The organism is Klebsiella sp. HMSC25G12, assembly GCF_001807705.1.
GTDB lineage: Bacteria > Pseudomonadota > Gammaproteobacteria > Enterobacterales > Enterobacteriaceae > Klebsiella > Klebsiella variicola.
In genome coordinates, this window is the sequence record NZ_KV789891.1 from 18,428 (window position 1) to 38,799 (window position 20,372).

At 55.5% G+C, this 20,372-nt stretch carries 19 protein-coding genes; 4 read left to right on the forward strand and 15 right to left on the reverse strand.

The features are described 5' to 3' along the window. Nucleotides 1-2 precede the first annotated feature (2 nt). The 15 genes from rnhB to rpsB form a co-directional block, all read right to left on the reverse strand. Nucleotides 3-602: a ribonuclease HII gene (rnhB, locus tag HMPREF3096_RS13460; protein ID WP_012542806.1), complete on the reverse strand. Its 600-nt coding sequence runs from the start codon at nucleotides 600-602 to the stop codon at nucleotides 3-5. Then, the gene (gene lpxB, locus HMPREF3096_RS13465; RefSeq protein ID WP_022065547.1) at nucleotides 599-1,750 is read right to left on the reverse strand and encodes a lipid-A-disaccharide synthase; all 1,152 of its coding nucleotides are present in this window, start codon (nucleotides 1,748-1,750) and stop codon (nucleotides 599-601) included. The genes rnhB and lpxB overlap by 4 nt, the downstream gene beginning before the upstream one ends. After that, nucleotides 1,750-2,538, reverse strand: coding sequence for an acyl-ACP--UDP-N-acetylglucosamine O-acyltransferase (lpxA, locus tag HMPREF3096_RS13470; protein WP_032731649.1), 789 nt, complete (start codon nucleotides 2,536-2,538; stop codon nucleotides 1,750-1,752). The genes lpxB and lpxA overlap by 1 nt, the downstream gene beginning before the upstream one ends. 3 nt (nucleotides 2,539-2,541) lie before the next feature. Next, the gene (gene fabZ / locus HMPREF3096_RS13475) at nucleotides 2,542-2,997 is read right to left on the reverse strand and encodes a 3-hydroxyacyl-ACP dehydratase FabZ (RefSeq protein ID WP_004145858.1); all 456 of its coding nucleotides are present in this window, start codon (nucleotides 2,995-2,997) and stop codon (nucleotides 2,542-2,544) included. A gap of 105 nt (nucleotides 2,998-3,102) precedes the next feature. Beyond that, on the reverse strand, nucleotides 3,103-4,128 hold the full coding sequence (lpxD, locus tag HMPREF3096_RS13480; protein ID WP_022065546.1) for a UDP-3-O-(3-hydroxymyristoyl)glucosamine N-acyltransferase: 1,026 nt from the start codon (nucleotides 4,126-4,128) through the stop codon (nucleotides 3,103-3,105). Between the two features lie 3 nt (nucleotides 4,129-4,131). Beyond that, complete coding sequence (gene skp / locus HMPREF3096_RS13485; RefSeq protein ID WP_002889325.1) at nucleotides 4,132-4,617, reverse strand: molecular chaperone Skp; 486 nt, start codon at nucleotides 4,615-4,617, stop codon at nucleotides 4,132-4,134. 121 nt (nucleotides 4,618-4,738) lie between these two features. Further along, nucleotides 4,739-7,168, reverse strand: a complete 2,430-nt coding sequence (bamA, locus tag HMPREF3096_RS13490) for an outer membrane protein assembly factor BamA (RefSeq protein ID WP_008807351.1) — start codon at nucleotides 7,166-7,168, stop codon at nucleotides 4,739-4,741. Nucleotides 7,169-7,199: 31 nt separating this feature from the next. Next, the gene (rseP, locus tag HMPREF3096_RS13495) at nucleotides 7,200-8,552 is read right to left on the reverse strand and encodes a sigma E protease regulator RseP (RefSeq protein WP_008807352.1); all 1,353 of its coding nucleotides are present in this window, start codon (nucleotides 8,550-8,552) and stop codon (nucleotides 7,200-7,202) included. Nucleotides 8,553-8,563: 11 nt separating this feature from the next. Next, nucleotides 8,564-9,421: a phosphatidate cytidylyltransferase gene (cdsA, locus tag HMPREF3096_RS13500; RefSeq protein ID WP_008807353.1), complete on the reverse strand. Its 858-nt coding sequence runs from the start codon at nucleotides 9,419-9,421 to the stop codon at nucleotides 8,564-8,566. A gap of 12 nt (nucleotides 9,422-9,433) precedes the next feature. Continuing rightward, nucleotides 9,434-10,192, reverse strand: coding sequence for a (2E,6E)-farnesyl-diphosphate-specific ditrans,polycis-undecaprenyl-diphosphate synthase (ispU, locus tag HMPREF3096_RS13505; protein WP_012968905.1), 759 nt, complete (start codon nucleotides 10,190-10,192; stop codon nucleotides 9,434-9,436). A gap of 237 nt (nucleotides 10,193-10,429) precedes the next feature. Further along, nucleotides 10,430-11,632: a 1-deoxy-D-xylulose-5-phosphate reductoisomerase gene (gene ispC / locus HMPREF3096_RS13510; RefSeq protein ID WP_032731648.1), complete on the reverse strand. Its 1,203-nt coding sequence runs from the start codon at nucleotides 11,630-11,632 to the stop codon at nucleotides 10,430-10,432. A 227-nt stretch (nucleotides 11,633-11,859) separates the two neighbouring features. Further along, the gene (gene frr / locus HMPREF3096_RS13515; RefSeq protein ID WP_002889308.1) at nucleotides 11,860-12,417 is read right to left on the reverse strand and encodes a ribosome recycling factor; all 558 of its coding nucleotides are present in this window, start codon (nucleotides 12,415-12,417) and stop codon (nucleotides 11,860-11,862) included. Between the two features lie 150 nt (nucleotides 12,418-12,567). After that, entirely contained in the window at nucleotides 12,568-13,293 is a 726-nt protein-coding gene (pyrH, locus tag HMPREF3096_RS13520; RefSeq protein ID WP_004098747.1) for a UMP kinase, read from the reverse strand. 147 nt (nucleotides 13,294-13,440) lie between these two features. Next, nucleotides 13,441-14,292, reverse strand: coding sequence for a translation elongation factor Ts (gene tsf / locus HMPREF3096_RS13525; protein WP_004151930.1), 852 nt, complete (start codon nucleotides 14,290-14,292; stop codon nucleotides 13,441-13,443). Between the two features lie 119 nt (nucleotides 14,293-14,411). After that, complete coding sequence (rpsB, locus tag HMPREF3096_RS13530) at nucleotides 14,412-15,137, reverse strand: 30S ribosomal protein S2 (protein ID WP_008807356.1); 726 nt, start codon at nucleotides 15,135-15,137, stop codon at nucleotides 14,412-14,414. A gap of 322 nt (nucleotides 15,138-15,459) precedes the next feature. On the opposite strand from rpsB, the gene map reads away from it, so the two are divergent. The 4 genes from map (at nucleotide 15,460) to HMPREF3096_RS13550 (ending at nucleotide 20,324) form a co-directional block, all read left to right on the forward strand. Further along, nucleotides 15,460-16,254: a type I methionyl aminopeptidase gene (gene map / locus HMPREF3096_RS13535; protein ID WP_032731647.1), complete on the forward strand. Its 795-nt coding sequence runs from the start codon at nucleotides 15,460-15,462 to the stop codon at nucleotides 16,252-16,254. Between the two features lie 57 nt (nucleotides 16,255-16,311). Continuing rightward, entirely contained in the window at nucleotides 16,312-18,975 is a 2,664-nt protein-coding gene (gene glnD / locus HMPREF3096_RS13540; RefSeq protein WP_012542810.1) for a bifunctional uridylyltransferase/uridylyl-removing protein GlnD, read from the forward strand. 30 nt (nucleotides 18,976-19,005) lie between these two features. After that, a complete protein-coding gene (gene dapD / locus HMPREF3096_RS13545) occupies nucleotides 19,006-19,830 on the forward strand; it encodes a 2,3,4,5-tetrahydropyridine-2,6-dicarboxylate N-succinyltransferase (RefSeq protein ID WP_002889295.1) in 825 nt (274 codons plus the stop codon). Nucleotides 19,831-19,937: 107 nt separating this feature from the next. After that, complete coding sequence (locus tag HMPREF3096_RS13550; RefSeq protein WP_002889292.1) at nucleotides 19,938-20,324, forward strand: DUF3461 family protein; 387 nt, start codon at nucleotides 19,938-19,940, stop codon at nucleotides 20,322-20,324. The last annotated feature ends 48 nt before the right edge of the window (nucleotides 20,325-20,372 follow it).

Here is a 20,372-nt window from a genome sequence, read left to right on the forward strand (position 1 = left end):
ACTTAGTTGGACGCCAGGCCCAGGGCACGCTTCACCGGACCAAAACTGCGCCGGTGATGCTCTGTTGCGCCGTGTTCCTGCAGCTTCTGCAGGTGAACAGCGGTGGGATAGCCTTTATGCTGGGCAAATCCGTAGTGGGGAAATGCGAGGTCCAGCGTGGCCATTTCGGCGTCACGAGTGACTTTTGCCAGAATAGACGCTGCGCTGATTTCTGCCACCCGGCTGTCGCCTTTCACCACCGCCAGAGAGGGCATCGGCAGCGACGGACAGCGGTTGCCATCGATCAGGACAAACTCAGGAACAATGCTCAGGCCGGCGACGGCGCGCTGCATCGCCAGCATAGTGGCATGCAGAATATTCAGCTCGTCGATTTCGTGCGGCTCGGCACGCCCCAGGCTCCAGCACAGCGCTTTCTCTTTAATCTCATCGCACAGCGCCAGGCGACGCTTTTCGCTGAGTTTTTTGGAATCATTCAAACCCACAATCGGCTTCGCCGGATCGAGGATCACCGCCGCGGTCACGACCGCGCCAACCAGCGGCCCGCGGCCAACTTCATCAACGCCGGCAACCAGATGGGTATGCGGATAGACGAACTCCATCATTGTTTTGCTAACTCCAGTACGGCGTCCGCGGCCTGCTCATCGGCGTTGCAGCGGATCTGCTGATGCAGCGCGCGGAACGTCTCATGCATCTCGTGGCTGGTTTTGCCATCGGCCAGCAGCGGCTGCAGGGCGGCGGCCAGCGCCTGCGGCTCGCACTCATCCTGCAGTAGCTCTTTGACCAGCTCGCGACCGGCCAGCAGATTCGGCAAGGAGACGTAGTCGGTTTTCACCAGACGCTTTGCCAGCCAGAAGGTGAACGGCTTCATGCGGTAGCCAACCACCATCGGGCACTTCGCCAGCATGCACTCCAGCGCCGCCGTCCCGGAGGCCAGCAGCGCGGCGTCGCTGGCGATCATCGCATCGCGCGCCTGACCGTCCAGCATATGCACGATCATATCCGGCGCCGTCTCAGCTTTGATTCGCTCAAACTGCTCCCGCCGTTTGGCATTGACCAGCGGCACCACCACCTGCAAATCGGGATAGGTGCCGCGTAACAACTGCGCGGTTTTCAGAAAGTCCGCGCTGAGCATTTCGACTTCCGCGCCGCGGCTGCCGGGCAGCAACGCCAGACAGCGCACATTGTGCGGGATCCCTAACCGGTCGCGCGCAGCGCCTTTGTCAGGATCCAGCGGCATCGCATCCGCCATGGTATGGCCGATAAAGCGGCAAGGGACGTTAAATTTGTCATAAAACGCTTTTTCGAAAGGCAGAAAAGCCAGCACCAGGTCGGTCGCTCTGCCGATTTTGAAAACGCGTTTTTGTCGCCAGGCCCAGACCGACGGGCTGACGTAGTGAATCGTTTTGATGCCCTGCTTTTTCAGATTCCCTTCGAGGGTAATATTGAAGTCAGGGGCGTCGATGCCGACGAAGACATCGGGGCGCAGCTCGCCAAAGCGGCGGGTAAGATCGGCGCGAATATGCAGGAGACGGCGTAAGCGACCGAGCACCTCAACAATGCCCATCACCGCCAGCTCTTCCATTTCGTACCAGGCTTCGCACCCTTCCGCCTGCATCAGCGGCCCCGCCACGCCGACAAAGCGCGCGTCAGGGATGCGCGCTTTGAGAGCCCGGATGAGGCCTGCACCAAGAATATCGCCGGAGGTTTCTCCGGCGACCAGGGCAATCGTCAGGGGACGCGGTTCAGCCATTAACGAATCAAGCCGCGAGTGGAACGGGCAAAGAAATCAACAAACGGCTGAACTTCAGGATGCTGAGTCGCCAGTTCGGCGATTTCCGGTTTGGCTTCGTCCAGCGTTTTGCCGCTGCGGTACAGCAGTTTATACGCGTTACGAATCGCGGTAATCGCCTCACGGCTAAAGCCGCGGCGTTTCAGCCCTTCGATGTTGACGCCAAACGGCGTCGCGTGGTTACCCTGGGCAATCACGAACGGCGGAACGTCCTGCGCCACGCCGGAGCATCCGCCTACCATGACGTGTGCGCCGATGATGCAGAACTGGTGTACTGCGGTCATGCCGCCGATGATGACGAAATCATCCAGAGATACGTGACCGGCCAAGGTTGCGTTATTGGCCAGAATGCAGCGATCGCCAAGCGTACAATCGTGCGCCACATGGGCGTTGATCATCAGCAGGTTATCGTTGCCCACCTTTGTTAATCCACCGCCCTGTACTGTGCCGCGATGAATGGTGACGCTTTCGCGGATGCGGTTGCGATCGCCAATTTCCACCCGGGTCGGTTCGCCAGCATATTTCAGATCCTGGTTAACTTCGCCGATGGAAGCGAACTGATAGATCTCATTGTCACGGCCGATTTTGGTATGGCCGTTAACGACGACATGAGACTTCAGTATGGTGCCTTCACCAATTTCGACGTTAGCGCCAACAATACAAAACGGACCAATGTGAACGTTAGCACCAATGACGGCGCCTTCTTCTACAATGGCGGTAGGATGAACAAAAGCGGTTTTATCAATCACGTATCAGGCCTCCCGGCTACGCGCACACATCATCGTCGCTTCGCAAACCACTTTACCGTCAACCAGCGCGACGCCTTTGAAACGGGTCAGGCCGCGGCGGGTTTTCTCGAAAGTGACTTCCATAATCATCTGATCGCCTGGTACTACCGGACGTTTGAAGCGCGCTTCGTCGATGCCTGCGAAATAATACAGCTCGCCTGGCTCCAGTTTTCCGACGCTTTTAAATGCCAGAATCCCGGTGGCCTGCGCCATCGCTTCCAGAATCAGCACGCCAGGCAAAATCGGCTTACCAGGGAAGTGCCCCTGGAAAAACGGCTCGTTTACAGAAACATTTTTTACTGCGCGCAGAAAACGACCTTCTTCAAAATCCAGCACGCGGTCTACCAGCAGGAACGGGTAACGGTGAGGCAGAAGTTCCAGAATCTCTTCAATGTGCAGAGTATGAGTGTCAGTAGTCAAAATACTCTTCCTGTCTAAATGTACTAAAAGGCAATAATAACACGGCCTGCGGCAATCTTTTAGCGAATGCAACAGGCCGGAAATGTCATGTGACCAAATGATGAATTAGTCTTGTTGATTAACCTTGCGCTCAATCGCTTTCAGGCGCTTGCTCATCTCGTCAATATTCATCACCAGCGCCGCAGTTTTACGCCACGCCTTGTTCGGCTGCAGCGGAATACCGGAGGAGTATACGCCAGGTTCAGAGATAGGACGCATCACCATCCCCATCCCCGTGACGGTGACTTTATCGCAGATTTCCATATGGCCGTTAATCACGCTGGCGCCGCCAATCATGCAGTAGCGGCCAATTTTCAGGCTGCCCGCCATGATAACGCCGCCGGCAACCGCGGTATTGTCGCCAATTACCACGTTATGCGCAATCTGACACTGATTATCAATGATAACGCCGTTACCGATAAGGGTATCGTCCAGCGCGCCGCGATCGATGGTGGTGCAGGCGCCAATCTCCACGCGATCGCCAATAATGACGCGACCCAGTTGCGGGATCTTGACCCAGTTACCGCGATCGTTAGCATAACCGAAGCCATCCGCGCCGATCACCGTGCTGGACTGGATCAGGCAATTCTCGCCGATCTCAATCTCATGGTAAATGGTCACATTGGCCCACAAACGCGAGCCGGCACCGATTTTCGTATTTTTCCCAACGAAGCAGCCTGCGCCGATCGCCACGTTATCGCCCAGTACAACACCGGATTCGATAACCGCGTTAGCGCCGATCGCCACGTTGTTACCCAGCTTCGCCGACGGATCGATGACCGCGCTCGGCGCGATATCCTGTGCCGGCTGCGGCGTGGTATCAAGAATTTGAGCCATGCGCGCGTAGGTCAGGTAGGGATTACGCACTACCAGCGCGGCGCTATGGGCAAAAGGCAAATCATCCTGCGTCATGACAACGGCAGAAGCCTGACAAGCGGCCAGGTGTTCACGGTACTTAGGGTTGACCATGAAAGTGATTTGGCCCGTTTTCGCGCTCTGCATGGACGCAACGCCGGTGATGACGATATCGCCATCACCGTGTAATTCTGCATCCAACTGCTGCGCGAGATCAGCCAGTCGAATTGAAGGCATTACTTATTTAACCTGTTTCAGCACATCAGCGGTGATGTCTTTTACATCGCTGCTGTTGTATGCAACGGCATTTGCGTCAACCACCAGATCGATGCTCTGATCTTTCGCTACGCTCTGTACAGCAGTCTGGATGCGGGTAACCAGTTTGCCACGCTCTTCGTTGGAACGACGTGCGCGATCCTGTTCAAACGCCTGCGCTTTCTGGGAGAAGGTCTGGCGCTGAGCCATCACGTCTTTTTCCAGTTTGGTACGATCGGCGCCCGGCTTCATGGACTGCAGACGCTGCATTTTAGACTGCAGGTCGCCTTCCATACGCTGCAGTTCGCTAGCGCGGCCTTTGAACTCGTTTTCCAGCGTGTTGGAAACGCCAGTTTTCTGGGCAACCTGTTGGAACAGGCTGTTCATGTTCACCAGGGCAATTTTATCTGCCGCCTGAGCGGAAGTTACCATTGCCAAACCCAGACCTGCAGCTAATAACCACTTTTTCACAATAAACTCCTTACCATCCCATGAGTACCCAGGGGTACCGTTATTTGCGTGGCGAGGCGATAACCGCGTTATCGCCTACAGTCAGCGCTATACTGCACTTGCATTCCGTTGCCGCCAACAATTACCAGGTTTTACCAATGTTAAACTGGAACTGTTCGGCTTTGTCTCCATCGTACTTTTTGAACGGTTGGGCGTAGGAGAAGACCAACGGCCCCAACGGCGACATCCACTGCACGGCAATACCCGCAGACATACGGATGTTGCTCGGATCACTGTAATCCGGGTAACCGCCATAGGCGTTCGAATCCCAGTGAGTATCCCATACGGTACCCATATCCCAGAAGACGGAAGTACGGACCGAGTTCGCATATTTGTCACTAATAAACGGCGTCGGGGTAATCAGCTCCAGGCTGGCCACCGCCATCGCGTTACCGCCCACCGCATCATCGGATTTACACGGCGCGGATTCGGTGCTCTTACAGTCATTGGTATAACCGCTATCGCCATCATGACGGCTGCTCGACGGGAAGTACACCGCCTTCGGACCAATGGTGTTCGACTGGAAGCCACGCACGGTGCTGGAACCACCGGCATAGAAGTTCTCATAGAACGGCATCTCTTTGCCGCCGATACCATCGCCATAGCCAAAGCGGGTACGACCCAGCACTACCCACTGGTGATCGTTGTCGATCGGCACATAGGTGGCGGTATCCAGCGTCGCTTTGTAGTATTCGTTGTCTGAGCCCGGAATGGTCACCTTACCGTTCAGGTTGACGCGCGAACCTTCCGTTGGGAAGAAGCCGCGGTCAAGCTTGTTATAGGTCCAACCGTAGTTGAAGGTGAAGTCATTCGCACTGAACGAGTTCCGGTCGTTGGTGTTGTCCGGATACTGGCCCATCGAGTTCAGGTAACGCCACATCGCCACCTGCGGCTGCATATTGGACAGGGAGTTATGAACATAACCGACCCCGGCGCGCAGCGTGTTGTATTCGTTGACCGGGAAGCCCAGCGTGACGTCTGTACCATAGCTTTTGTTGGTATAGTCAGACAGATCCGCATCGTTCGCATCAAAGTCATTATAGAAGATACGGCCGCCGAGGCTCACACCGTCAACGGTGAAGTACGGGTTGGTCACCGACAGTTCGGTATAGGTCTGGTAATCGTTTTTGGTGCCGTTGATCCCGACCGCATAACCGGTACCTAACCAGTTATCTTGCTGGACGCCCGCCTGGAAGCTGACGCCGCTTTCGGTACCGTAGCCGATACCGAAGTTGAAGCTACCGGTGTTACGCTCTTTCACCTTGTAGACAACGTCGACCTGGTCCGGGCTGCCCGGCACGCGTTGGGTATCGGTATCCACCGTTTCGAAGAAGCCTAAACGGTTGAGGCGGTCTTTACCCTGATCGACGAGATCGCTCCCCAGCCATGCGCCTTCCATCTGGCGCATTTCGCGGCGCAGGACGGCATCTTTGGAGGTGTCGTTGCCTTCGAAGCGAATTTTACGCACATAATAGCGGTTACCCGCATCGACGTTGACGTGCAGTTTGACGGTCTTATCGCTGTCGTTGATTTCCGGCTGCGACTGAACGCGCGGGTAAGCGTAACCATAACGACCCAACAGTTTCTTGATGTCGTTTTCCATCTTGGTTACTTTCGCGCCGTTGTACAGTTCGCCCGGCTCGACTTTGGTCAGCGCTTCGATTTCGGCCGAATGGCCCGCGAGATCGCCCGTTACCTGCACCCCGGAAAGCTTGTACTGATCGCCTTCGGTGATGTTGACGGTAATGTAGATCCCTTTCTTGTCCGGCGTCAGGCTAACCTGAGTAGAATCGATGTTGAAACGGGCATAACCGCGATCCAGATAGTAGCTGCGCAGGGTTTCAAGGTCGCCCGCCAGCTTCTGCTTCTGGTATTTACGGTCGCCGACCACGTTCCACCACGGTACCTCATCGCGCAGCTGGAAGTGGGAGATCAGTTCATCGGTCGAAAACGCATGGTTGCCGACGATATTGATCTGCTGAATTTTTGCGGAGACGCCTTCCTGGAAGACCAGCTTCAGATCGACACGGTTACGCGGCAGCGGCGTCACAACCGCTTTGACGCTGGCGCTGTATTTACCAACGCTGTAGTAGAAATCCTCCAGACCCTTCTCGATATCCGCGATGGTCGTGCGGTCAAGCGACTCGCCCACCCGAACGCCAGAGGCCTCAAGGTTCTGCTTGAGCATGTCATCTTTCACCGACTTATTGCCGGAGAAGGTGATGCTGGCGATCGTCGGACGCTCTTTCACCTGCACCAGCAGGGTATCACCATCGCGCAGGACGCGGACGTCCTCAAAGTTGCCAGTGGCAAACAGCGCGCGAATAGTGTTACTGATATCATCGTCGGTCACCGTATCGCCAGGACGCACTGGCATACTGAGGAGGGCCGCACCAACAGCGACACGCTGCAAGCCTTCGAAATGAATGTCCTTCACCACGAACCCTTCAGCACCGTATACAGTCGCGCTGCTAAACAGCAGCGACGCTATGAGCAACTTTTTCATCGCCATCGTTATTATGCGTTCTTCCTAACAAACTCTCTTATAACCGAGAGAAATCATTGAAAAGTGCAAGCCCCATTAACAGCACCAGCAGTATTGAGCCAATGCGATAACTAAAGTCTTGAACTCGCTCGGATACCGGCCCGCCCTTCAGCTTTTCGATCGCTAAAAACAGCAGATGTCCCCCATCCAGTACGGGCAGTGGGAACAGGTTGATGATTCCGAGGTTCACGCTAATCAGCGCAAGGAACATCAGATAATAAATCAACCCAAACTCCGCTGACATTCCAGCCCCCTGAGCGATAGAGATCGGCCCACTGAGGTTGTTCAGTTTGACATCACCGGTTATCAATTTACCCAGCATCCTGACCGTCAGTGACATCAGCTGCCAGGTTTTATCCGTGGCTTCAGCGATGGCGGCAAACGGTCCGTACTGACGTACTGTCTTGTATTCCTCAGGTAGCGGGATGACCTTTGGCACCACCCCTGCGAACCCTTCTGCCTTACCTTTTACCGTTTTCGCATCCGGCGTCAGGGTTAACGGCAGCGCACTCCCCTGCCGTTCAATCTCCAGCGCCAGCGCTTTGCCCGGATTATCTCGCACCAGATTAACAAACGTCATCCACTGCGTTAACGGTTGACCATCGACTTTAACGATCCGGTCGCCCGCTTGCAAACCCGCTTTCTGAGCTGCCGAGCCCGTCTGGACCTCCGCCAGCACCGTATCAATCTGCGCGCTGCGCGGCTGGATCCCCAGCGAGGTCACGGGATCTTGCTTGTCTGGCTCAAACGCCCAGTGCCGCAGATCGACGATTTTATCCTGGCGCTGATTGGTCCCGAAAGGGGCGACGGTAAGTATTGTTTGCGGGTTGCCGATTTTGGCGACCAGCTGCATACGCACCGCATCCCAATCAGGCGTTTCGATACCATCTATCGCTTTAAGTTCCGTTCCTTTTGCAATTTGTGCTTGCGCGGCAACCGAATTGGGCGTTATTTCACCCACCACCGGTCGCACGCCAGGAACGCCGATAATAAAGACCAGCCAGTAAGCAAAGATAGCGAAAATGAAGTTAGCGATGGGGCCGGCGGCAATCACCGCCGCACGCTGGCCGACGGTTTTATTGTTGAAGGCGTAGTGGCGCATCTCCGGCGCCACCGCCTCGACGCGCTCGTCCAGCATCTTGACGTAGCCGCCCAGCGGGATCAGGGCAATCACGAACTCCGTGCCCTGCTTATCCATCCGCCGCCACAGCGCTTTGCCAAAGCCGATAGAAAAACGCTCAACCCGGATGCCGCAGCGGCGCGCCACCCAAAAATGGCCAAACTCATGCACCGTAATCAGTACGCCAAGCGCAATGATAAAAGCTGCCAGATTCCAGAGCACGCTCAGCATATAACCTTCCGTCAAATCGTCCTGAAGACCAACAGTAGCAGACAGGCGAAGACCGGTACCGCCGCCGTCAGGCTGTCGATACGATCGAGAATACCGCCGTGTCCGGGAATCAAGTGCCCGCTATCCTTAATGCCGGCCTCGCGCTTAAACATACTTTCCGTCAGATCGCCCAGCACGGAAGCCAGGGCCGCCACCACGGAACAGACCAGCAGCACCGTCGGCGTGACGTCAAGATGCGCCCACACCCCGTAAGCCCAGGAGATCACGGCCGCCGTCAGCAAACCGCCAAAAAAACCCTGCCAGGTTTTTCCCGGTGAAACCTTCGGCGCCAGCTTATGCTTGCCGAACATTTTGCCAAACATGTAGGCGCCAGAGTCGGCTCCCCAGACCAGGATCATGACGTACAGCAGCCACACCGCACCGCTGTAGTGATTATCGGTATAGTGCCAGGCGCGCAGCGCCAGCATGCCCCAGAAAAACGGAACAATGGTCAATATGCCGAAGATAAGGCGCAGCACTTTGGAATGGCGCCAGAATGCCGCCGACGCCGGGTACGATAACACCAGCAACAGCGCGACGATCCACCAGGCGAATGAGGCCCATAGTGAACCTTCCACCATCGGTTGATGAACGTCATAATGGTATTCAGGCAGCAGAAAAAGCATGGCAGCCAGCAGAAGGCCGCACAGCACCGCCAGCCAGACCCGCTGCGACGTTGAGGTGAAACCGCTCAGTTGCCCCCACTCCCACGCGGCGAGCATGCAGACCACGAGGGTCACGATAGCAAATCCCATCGGCGGCAATAAGAACAGCGCCGCAATGACGACGGGAATTAAGACGAAAGCAGATATCAGGCGATACTTCAGCAAAAGTGACCCCCATCAGGCATGACTGCCACCCGGCTCAGTGCCGCCGAAACGACGCTCTCGATTAACAAAGGCATGGAGTGCACCTTCAAAGTCCTGTTCAGCAAAATCGGGCCAAAGAACATCCGTAAAGTAAAGTTCGGCATAGGCAATTTGCCAAATCAAAAAGTTACTTATTCGGTGCTCTCCCCCGGTCCTAATAACTAAATCAACGGGAGCCAGTTCATGCATGCAGACCTGCTGACTCAGCATTTCTTCCGTGATCTCTTCAGGCAGCAGCGTCCCGTCCTGTACTTGTTTCGCCAGCAGACGAACGCCCTGGGTAATATCCCAGCGACCGCCGTAATTTGCCGCAATGTTCAGCGTTAAGCCGGTATTGTTTGCGGTCAACGCTTCCGCTTTGCGGATGCGTTCCTGCAGGCGCGCATTGAAGCGCGTGGTGTCGCCAATGACCCGCAAACGCACATTGTGTCGGTGCAGACTTTTGACTTCGCTATCCAGCGCCCAGACGAACAGTTCCATCAGCGCGCTGACTTCCTGGGCTGGACGGTTCCAGTTTTCGCTGCTGAACGCGTATAACGTTAACGCCTCAATTCCATTATTCGCCGCGAAGGAGACCGCGCGACGCACGGATTTCGCACCGGCCTTGTGCCCGAAAGCGCGAATTTTACCTTGCCGTTTCGCCCAACGGCCGTTGCCATCCATAATAATGGCGACATGACGGCAGCCATGAGTTGGCGATATTTCGCTGACAGTTTGATTAGCAGACAACATCACGCGTTTTAAGTCCATAATAAGGATTAACTAGCCACCAAACAGAGGCCACCGGGCCGCGCTGGATACGCATTTTTATCCGATGCCGGGGCTGCAGCCAATCGCAGAGAACAACCAAAAGCTTTACGCAAAAAAGCCGTGTTTTGCCACGGCCACCGTAATCTTTAACAACAAAATGCAACGATCGGGTGGCGCAGACTATATCACCGAAGCCTTTCGCCCACAAATACCACCGCGTTACGCCTGCGCGCCCAAACGATTAAGCTGCTGGTGAGCTACCGCACGAGCGTCAGCGTCGATAACCAGAACATCATCAATGCTTTGCGGCTCCTGCAGGTTCATCTTATCCAGCACCGCCAGATTCACCGCCGCAATATCGGTAAAGCGGATATCGCCATGCAGAAACGCGGCAACCGACTCTTCATTGGCCGCATTCAGCGCCGTGGTGGCCGCCTGGCCGACGTCAAACGCGTCCATCGCCAGCTTCAGGCAGGGATAGCGGGCGTAGTCCGGCGCGGAGAAGCTCAGGTTGCTCAGCTGGCAGAAGTCCAGTGGTTTGACCCCGGAGCTCAGGCGCTGTGGCCAGCCCATGGTATGGGCAATCGGCGTGCGCATATCCGGCTCCCCAAGCTGGGCCAGCACGCTGCCGTCCTGATAGCGAACCATCGAGTGGATCACCGACTGCGGGTGGATCAGCACTTCCATCTGCTGCGCCGAAGCATTGAACAGCCAGCGCGCTTCAATATATTCCAGACCTTTGTTCATCATCGTGGCTGAATCGACGGAGATCTTACGTCCCATCGACCAGTTGGGATGGCGGCAGGCCTGATCCGGGGTCATCGCCGATAGTTCAGCCACGTCCGTCTCGCGGAAAGGCCCCCCGGAGCCGGTTAACAGAATGGACGAGACGCCATTCCGGGTGAGGTCAGCGTATCCCAGATGCTGTTGAATTGTCTCCGGCATACTCTGAAAAATCGCGTTATGTTCGCTATCGACCGGCAGCAATCGCGCCCCCGACCGCTGAACGGCCTCCATGAACAAGCGACCGCAGGTCACCAGCGATTCTTTATTCGCCAACAACACGGTTTTCCCGGCGCGGATCGCCGCAAGCGTCGGTACCAGCCCCGCCGCGCCGACGATTGCCGCCATCACCTGATCGACCTCATCCAGCGCCGCGACCTCAGCCGCCGCCTGCTGGCCGCTCAGCACCTCGGTACGGCAGCCATGCTCATACAGACGGATGCGCAACCGCTCAGCGCTTTGCGCATCATCCATCACGGCGTAACGCGGAGTAAATTCCAGGCATTGTTCAACCATGCGGTCAACGTTTTTCCCCGCGACCAGCGCGGCGACGGAAAAGCAACCAGGGTTATGGCGTACCACGTCCAGCGTGCTACAGCCAATGGAGCCGGTCGAACCGAGAACGGTTAATTGCTTCATGAGACGTCCAGAAGAAAGGAAACAGAATAAAAAGCAAAACGCCGCCAGCAAGCCCCTACGCAACAACTATCGGGGATAAGGCGGCGGCATCAGGCCTTCAACTTAGCGCTAAAGGCTACAAGGCCAGCCGGCTCAACGCAATCCCGAGAATTGAGCGTACAGTCTTCTGTACGGCGTTTCAGATTTTACTCAGGCCAGGAAGTATCGGCCCGAGCAACAGCAGAGCATCAGAACTGCATCAGTTCCGCTTCTTTATCTGCCAGCGCCGCGTCAACTTTCTTGATGGCGGCGTCAGTCATTTTCTGCACGTCGTCCTGAGAACGGCGATCGTCATCTTCGCTGATCTCTTTCTCTTTCAGCAGCGCTTTAACTTTGTCGTTCGCGTCACGGCGAACGTTACGCACGGCGACACGCGCCTGCTCAGCTTCGCCACGGACGATCTTGGTCAGATCTTTACGACGCTCTTCGGTCAGCGGCGGCAGCGGAACACGAATATCGCTGCCGGCGGAGCTTGGGTTCAGACCGAGGTCAGACGCCATGATCGCTTTTTCAACGGCCGCAGACATAGAACGGTCAAAGACGTTGATTTTCAGGGTACGGGAGTCTTCGACGGTGACGCTGGCCAGCTGGCGCAGCGGAGTCGGCGTACCGTAATATTCAACAACAATCCCGTCCAGCAGGCTCGGAGAAGCACGACCCGTGCGAATTTTGCTGATTTGGTTTTTGAATGCTTCGACGCATTTTTCCATGCGGATTTCAGCATCTTTTCTGATATCGCTAATCACGTTACGAATCCTTGAAAGCTTGTCTCAGTCAGACCAGACGGGACACCCGTCGGAAAATGAGCTAAGTATAGTCAGATTTAATGAAAATCACCGGGCAATATCCCCGCGAAAGTAAAGCGGAATATTACCCGGATTTGGCGCTGACGGGAATTATTCCGTGATCAATGTGCCTTCTTTTTCGCCCATGACCACGCGACGCAGGGCGCCGGGTTTGTTCATGTTGAAGACGCGAATCGGCAATTTGTGGTCACGCGCCAGGGTGAAGGCCGCCAGATCCATCACTTTCAGCTCTTTATCCAGCACTTCGCTGTAGGTCAGCTGATCGTACATGGTGGCAGAAGGATCTTTTGCCGGATCCGCGGTAAACACACCGTCAACCTTGGTCGCTTTCAGCACCACGTCGGCTTCAATTTCAATACCACGCAGGCAGGCTGCGGAATCGGTGGTAAAGAACGGGTTGCCGGTGCCTGCGGAGAGGATCACCACGCGGTTGTTGCGCAGCAGGCTGATCGCCTCTGCCCAGCTGTAGTTGTCGCACACGCCGTTCAGCGGGATGGCGGACATCAGACGAGCGTTCACATAGGCGCGGTGGAGCGCATCACGCATTGCCAGGCCGTTCATGACCGTTGCCAGCATGCCCATGTGGTCGCCCACAACGCGGTTCATACCCGCTTTCGCCAGACCAGCACCACGGAACAGGTTACCACCACCAATTACTACGCCAACCTGAATACCCAGCTCGACCAGCTCTTTGATCTCCTGAGCCATGCGGTCAAGTATGCTTGCATCAATACCGAAGCCTTCTGAGCCCTGCAGCGCTTCGCCACTTAATTTCAGCAGAATACGTTTGTAGACGGGTTTTGCATTGGTAGCCATGTTTCTTTCCTGAGACTGTCAACGAATGAGATATGAGAATTCTGGCGACATTGTATGTCGCATTTCAGCGCGGTCACTATACGCAGTTGGCTGAATTTACAAAATGGGCGCAAAAAGAAGCCGCCCTCAGGCGGCTCCTTGTAAAAATTAAGACTGCTTGGACATCGCAGCAACTTCTGCTGCAAAGTCAGTCTCAACTTTCTCGATGCCTTCGCCCACTTCAAAGCGGATGAAGCCAGTCACGTCAGCGTTGTGCTCTTTCAGCAGTTGGCCAACAGATTTGCTCGGCTCCATAACGAAAGGCTGACCCGTCAGAGAAACTTCGCCGGTGAATTTCTTCATGCGGCCTTCAACCATTTTCTCTGCGATTTCTTTCGGCTTACCGGACTGCATCGCGATGTCCAGCTGTACCTGGTACTCTTTTTCTACGACTTCAGCAGACACGTCTTCCGGCTTAACGAATTCCGGCTTGCTTGCTGCAACGTGCATTGCCAGCTGCTTAACCAGCTCTTCGTCAGCGCCTTTAGCGGCAACCAGAACACCGATGCGCGCACCGTGCTGGTAGCTACCCAGAACGTCGCCTTCCAGAACAGCGATACGACGGATGTTGATGTTCTCACCGATTTTAGCAACCAGCGCAACGCGTTCTTCTTCGAACTGCGCTTTCAGAACTTCAACGTCGGAGATTTTACCCGCAACAGCAGCGTCCAGTACTTTGTCAGCAAATGCCTGGAAACCACCATCTTTAGCAACGAAGTCAGTCTGGCAGTTAACTTCCAGAATGTAACCGTAGTTGCCTTCGATTTTGGTTTTGATCACGCCGTCAGCAGCCACGTTGCCTGCTTTCTTCGCCGCTTTGATCGCGCCGGATTTACGCATGTTTTCGATTGCCAGCTCGATGTCGCCATTCGCTTCAGTCAGCGCTTTTTTGCAATCCATCATGCCTGCGCCAGTACGTTCGCGCAGTTCTTTTACCAGGGAAGCGGTAATTTCAGCCATTCTAAAATCCTCGGGAGATGTGGATACTGCCCGGCCAACGGCCAAACAGCGTAAATTGAAAAAAGGGGCCTGTAATGGGCCCCTATTCATACACGGTACTAATAAGGGCTTAAACCTTATTATTCAGCTTCTACGAAGCTTTCTTCCGCCTGAGAAGCCAGGTCCTGAGAGCGACCTTCACGAACGGTAGCAGCAACAGCGCCCAGGTACAGGCTTACTGCGCGGATTGCATCGTCGTTACCCGGGATAACGAAGTCTACGCCGTCCGGATCAGAGTTGGTATCAACGATAGCAAATACCGGGATACCCAGGTTGTTTGCTTCTTTGATAGCGATGTGCTCGTGGTCAGCGTCGATAACGAACAGTGCGTCCGGCAGGCCGCCCATGTCTTTGATACCGCCCAGGCTGTTTTCCAGCTTGTCCAGCTCACGAGTGCGCATCAGCGCTTCTTTCTTGGTCAGCTTGTCGAAAGTACCGTCCTGGGACTGAGTTTCCAGGTCTTTCAGACGTTTGATGGACTGACGAACGGTTTTCCAGTTAGTCAGCATACCGCCCAGCCAGCGATGGTTCACGAAGAACTGGTCGCAGCTGTTAGCAGCTTCTTTTACCGCTTCGCTTGCAGCGCGCTTAGTACCCACGAACAGGATCTTGCCTTTACGGGCAGAGATTTTGTTCAGCTCAGCCAGAGCTTCGTTGAACATCGGTACCGTTTTCTCAAGGTTGATGATGTGAACTTTGTTACGCGCGCCGAAGATGAAAGGCTTCATTTTCGGGTTCCAGTAACGGGTCTGGTGACCAAAGTGAACACCAGCCTTGAGCATGTCGCGCATGGAAACAGTTGCCATGTTTAAAACCTCTATAGATTAAATTGGGGTTATGCCTCCACGTATCCCATATTACCGACCCCAAAGGGCACCCCGGAATATGTGTCGATACGTGTGTGTTATTTACACAATATGAGTATGTCGCTTACGCCCATCCTTGTGTATCTGAGATGGAACGGAAGTCCGGCGCGCTTTATACCACAAAATCCGCCCAGACACCAACTCTTGTTGACGCCACGTGCTGTTAATGATTCTCAATTTGGCACCAGCCTGCCCGGACTGTTACCATTGGCAGGACTTACTCTATTATTGTCGAAAATATCGACACTGCTGGACATACTCCATGGCTATCTCTATCAAGACATCTGAAGACATTGAAAAAATGCGCGTTGCCGGCCGCCTGGCCGCTGAAGTGCTGGAAATGATCGAACCCTGGGTTAAACCTGGCGTCAGCACCGGCGAACTGGACCGCATCTGTAACGACTATATCGTTAACGAGCAGAAGGCCATTTCCGCCTGCCTCGGCTATCACGGCTATCCGAAGTCCGTCTGCATTTCGGTCAACGAAGTGGTTTGCCACGGTATCCCTGACGACGGCAAACTGCTGAAAGATGGCGATATCGTTAACATCGACGTGACGGTCATTAAAGATGATTTCCATGGCGACACCTCCAAAATGTTTATCGTCGGTAAACCGACGATTCTCGGTGAGCGCCTGTGCCGCATCACTCAGGAAAGCCTGTATCTGGCGCTGAAAATGGTGAAGCCGGGGATCAACCTGCGCGCGATCGGCGCGGCGATCCAGAAATACGTTGAAGCCGAAGGTTTTTCCGTGGTGCGCGAATACTGTGGCCACGGTATCGGCCGCGGCTTCCATGAAGAGCCGCAGGTGCTGCACTACGACTCACCGGAGACCAACGTTGTGCTCAAACCCGGCATGACCTTCACCATCGAGCCGATGGTCAACGCGGGTAAAAAAGAGATCCGCAGCATGAAAGACGGCTGGACGGTGAAAACTAAAGACCGGAGCTTGTCTGCGCAGTACGAGCATACTATTGTGGTGACAGACAACGGCTGCGAAATTCTGACGCTACGCAAGGATGACACCATCCCGGCGATAATCTCGCACGATGAATGATGAAAAGCCGGCGCCCGCCGGCTTTTTTATTAGATAGTTTTTTCTTATGGTGACGCGATGAGCAACTCATTACCTGACACAGCCTCCCCTCTTCTGCCCGTCCCGCCGGAACATCCGGTGAGCTGGCCGCAGGGCGATCTGAACTGTGCTGCAATTAAGGCGCACATCGATACCTTCCAGCACTGGCTGGGCGAGGCGTTTGACTCCGGCATCGCCGCGGAGCAGCTCATTGCGGCGCGCACCGAATTTATCGACCAGCTGCTGCAGCGGTTGTGGATCGCCTACGGTTTTGAATCCGTCTGCGATCTGGCGCTGGTGGCCGTCGGCGGCTATGGCCGCGGCGAGCTGCACCCGCTCTCTGACGTCGACCTGCTGATCCTCAGCCGCAAAAAACTGCCTGACGACCAGGCGCAAAAGGTCGGCGAACTGCTGACGCTACTGTGGGACGTCAAGCTGGAGGTGGGCCACAGCGTGCGCACCCTCGAAGAGTGTCTGCTCGAAGGACTTTCGGATCTCACCGTCGCCACTAACTTGATTGAATCGCGCCTGCTGATCGGCGACGTCGCGCTGTTCCTTGAACTGCAAAAACATATTTTTAGCGACGGCTTCTGGCCATCGGAAAAGTTCTTCGCCGCCAAGGTGGAAGAGCAGAACGTCCGTCATCAACGCTATCACGGCACCAGCTATAACCTGGAGCCGGACGTGAAAAGCAGCCCCGGCGGCCTGCGGGATATCCATACGCTACAGTGGGTGGCTCGCCGTCATTTTGGCGCCACCTCGATGGATGAGATGGTCGGCTTCGGCTTTCTGACCGAAGCCGAGCGCAATGAGCTCAACGAGTGTCTGCATCAGCTGTGGCGCATCCGTTTCGCGCTGCATCTCGAGCTCACTCGCTATGACAACCGTCTGCTTTTCGACCGCCAGCTCAGCGTCGCCCGCCGGCTTGGCTATGAAGGCGACGGCAACCAGCCGATTGAGCATATGATGAAGGACTTCTTCCGCGTCACCCGCCGGGTGAGCGAGCTGAACCAGATGCTGCTTCAGCTGTTTGAAGAGGCTATTCTCGCCCTGACCGAGGATGAAAAACCGCGCCCGATAGACGATGACTTCCAGCTGCGCGGCACCCTTATCGATCTGCGTGACGACACGCTGTTTATTCGCGAACCGCAGGCCATTCTGCGCATGTTTTATATGATGGTACGCAACAGCACCATCACCGGCATCTACTCCACGACGTTGCGCCATCTGCGCCATGCCCGGCGCCATCTGACCCAGCCGCTGTGCTATATCCCGGAGGCGCGCACGCTCTTTCTCAGCATGCTGCGCCATCAGGGGGCGGTCAGCCGCGGACTGCTGCCGATGCATCGCCATAGCGTGCTGTGGGCCTATATGCCGCAGTGGTCACATATCGTCGGCCAGATGCAGTTCGATCTGTTTCACGCCTACACCGTCGATGAACACACCATCCGCGTGATGCTGAAGCTGGAGAGCTTTGCCAAAGAAGAAACCCGCAGCCGCCACCCGCTGTGCGTGGAGCTATGGCCGCGCTTAACGCACCCGGAGCTGATTTTAATCGCCGCCCTGTTCCACGACATTGCGAAAGGGCGTGGCGGCGACCACTCGATCCTCGGCGCGCAGGATGTGCTGAAGTTTGCCGAGCTGCACGGACTGAACTCTCGCGAAACGCAGTTGGTCGCCTGGCTGGTGCGTCACCATCTGCTGATGTCGGTCACCGCCCAGCGGCGCGACATTCAGGATCCGGAGGTGATTAAGCAGTTCGCCGAGGAAGTGCAAACGGAAAATCGCCTGCGCTATCTGGTGTGCCTGACCGTCGCCGACATCTGCGCCACCAACGAAACGCTGTGGAACAGCTGGAAGCAGAGCCTGCTGCGCGAACTCTATTTCGCCACCGAGAAACAGCTGCGTCGGGGCATGCAAAGCACCCCGGATATGCGCGAACGGGTGCGTCATCATCAGCTGCAGGCGCTGGCCCTGCTGCGGATGGACAATATTAATGAAGAGGCGCTGCATCAGATCTGGAACCGCTGCCGCGCCAACTATTTCGTGCGGCATACGCCGACGCAGCTCGCCTGGCACGCCCGCAACCTGCTGCGTCACGATCTGAATAAGCCGATGATTCTGCTGAGTTCGCAGGCCACCCGCGGCGGTACGGAGATTTTTATCTGGAGCCCGGATCGCCCTTATCTGTTTGCCGCGGTGTGCGGCGAACTGGACCGCCGCAACCTCAGCGTCCACGACGCGCAGATCTTCACCACCCGCGACGGCATGGCGATGGATACCTTTATTGTCCTCGAACCCGACGGCAGCCCGCTTTCAGCTGACCGCCACGACGCGATTCGCCACGGTCTTGAACAGACGATAACTCAGCGCAGTTGGGAACCCCCGGCCCCGCGTCGTCAGGCGGCAAAACTGCGTCACTTCTCTGTGCCGACAGAGGTGAATTTCCTGCCGACCCATACCGATCGAAAATCGTTTCTCGAGCTGATTGCGCTCGATCAGCCAGGGCTGCTCGCCCGCGTCGGCCAGGTGTTCGCCGACCTCGGTATTTCGCTTCACGGGGCGCGAATTACGACAATTGGTGAGCGAGTAGAAGATTTATTTATAATCGCCACCGCCGACCGGCGTGGCCTTAATAATGAGCTACAACAAGAAGTGCAACAACGGTTGACAGAGGCCCTCAATCCAAACGATAAAGGGTGACGTATTTTTTTTAGTGAATGGAAAGAAACAATGCAGCAGTTACAGAACGTTATTGAGTCCGCCTTCGAGCGTCGCGCCGACATCACGCCGGCCAATGTGGATACCGTGACCCGCGAAGCGGTAAACCAGGTTATCGCCCTTCTGGATTCCGGCGCGCTGCGCGTCGCTGAGAAGATCGATGGTCAGTGGGTGACGCATCAATGGCTGAAGAAAGCGGTACTGCTCTCTTTCCGTATTAACGATAACCAGGTTATCGATGGTGCGGAAAGCCGCTACTTCGATAAAGTACCGATGAAATTCGCTGACTATGACGAAGCGCGTTTCCAGAAAGAAGGTTTCCGCGTGGTGCCGCCGGCAGCGGTACGTCAGGGCGCATTCATCGCCCGCAACACCGTGCTGATGCCGTCCTACGTTAACATCGGCGCCTACGTTGACGAAGGCACCATGGTTGATACCTGGGCTACCGTCGGCTCCTGCGCGCAGATCGGTAAAAACGTTCACCTGTCCGGCGGCGTCGGCATCGGTGGCGTACTGGAGCCGCTGCAGGCGAACCCGACCATCATCGAAGACAACTGCTTCATCGGCGCGCGCTCTGAAGTGGTTGAAGGGGTGATTGTCGAAGAAGGCTCCGTCATCTCCATGGGCGTTTACCTGGGTCAGAGCACCAAAATCTACGATCGCGAAACCGGTGAAGTCTTCTACGGCCGCGTACCGGCTGGCTCGGTAGTCGTGTCAGGCAACCTGCCGTCGAAGGATGGTAAATACAGCCTGTACTGCGCGGTGATCGTTAAGAAAGTCGATGCCAAAACCCGCGGCAAAGTCGGCATTAACGAACTGCTGCGCACCATCGACTAAAGCAAATAAAAAGCGGGAGATATCCCGCTTTTTTTATATTTGATGCTGGCGAAAATGGATTTTTTCGTTAATTATTCAATGGTTATGATGCTATCAAAGGTACCGTTATGTACGATAATCTGAAAAGTCTTGGCATTACCAACCCTGATGAGATCGATCGCTATAGCCTGCGGCAGGAAGCTAACAACGACATCCTGAAAATCTATTTTCAGAAAGACAAAGGCGAATTCTTCGCCAAGAGCGTGAAGTTTAAATACCCGCGTCAGCGCAAAACCGTTGTCGCCGACGGCGTCGGCCAGGGCTACAAAGAAGTCCAGGAGATCAGCCCCAATCTGCGCTACGTCATCGACGAACTGGATCAGATCTGCCAGCGCGATCGCACTGAAATCGATCTCAAGCGTAAAATCCTCGACGATTTACGCCATCTGGAAAGCGTGGTCACCAATAAGATCAGCGAAATCGAAGCCGATCTGGAAAAACTTACCCGTAAGTGACAGCGTTCCCGGCGGCGCACCGCCTGACCGGGCAACCAATATAATCTG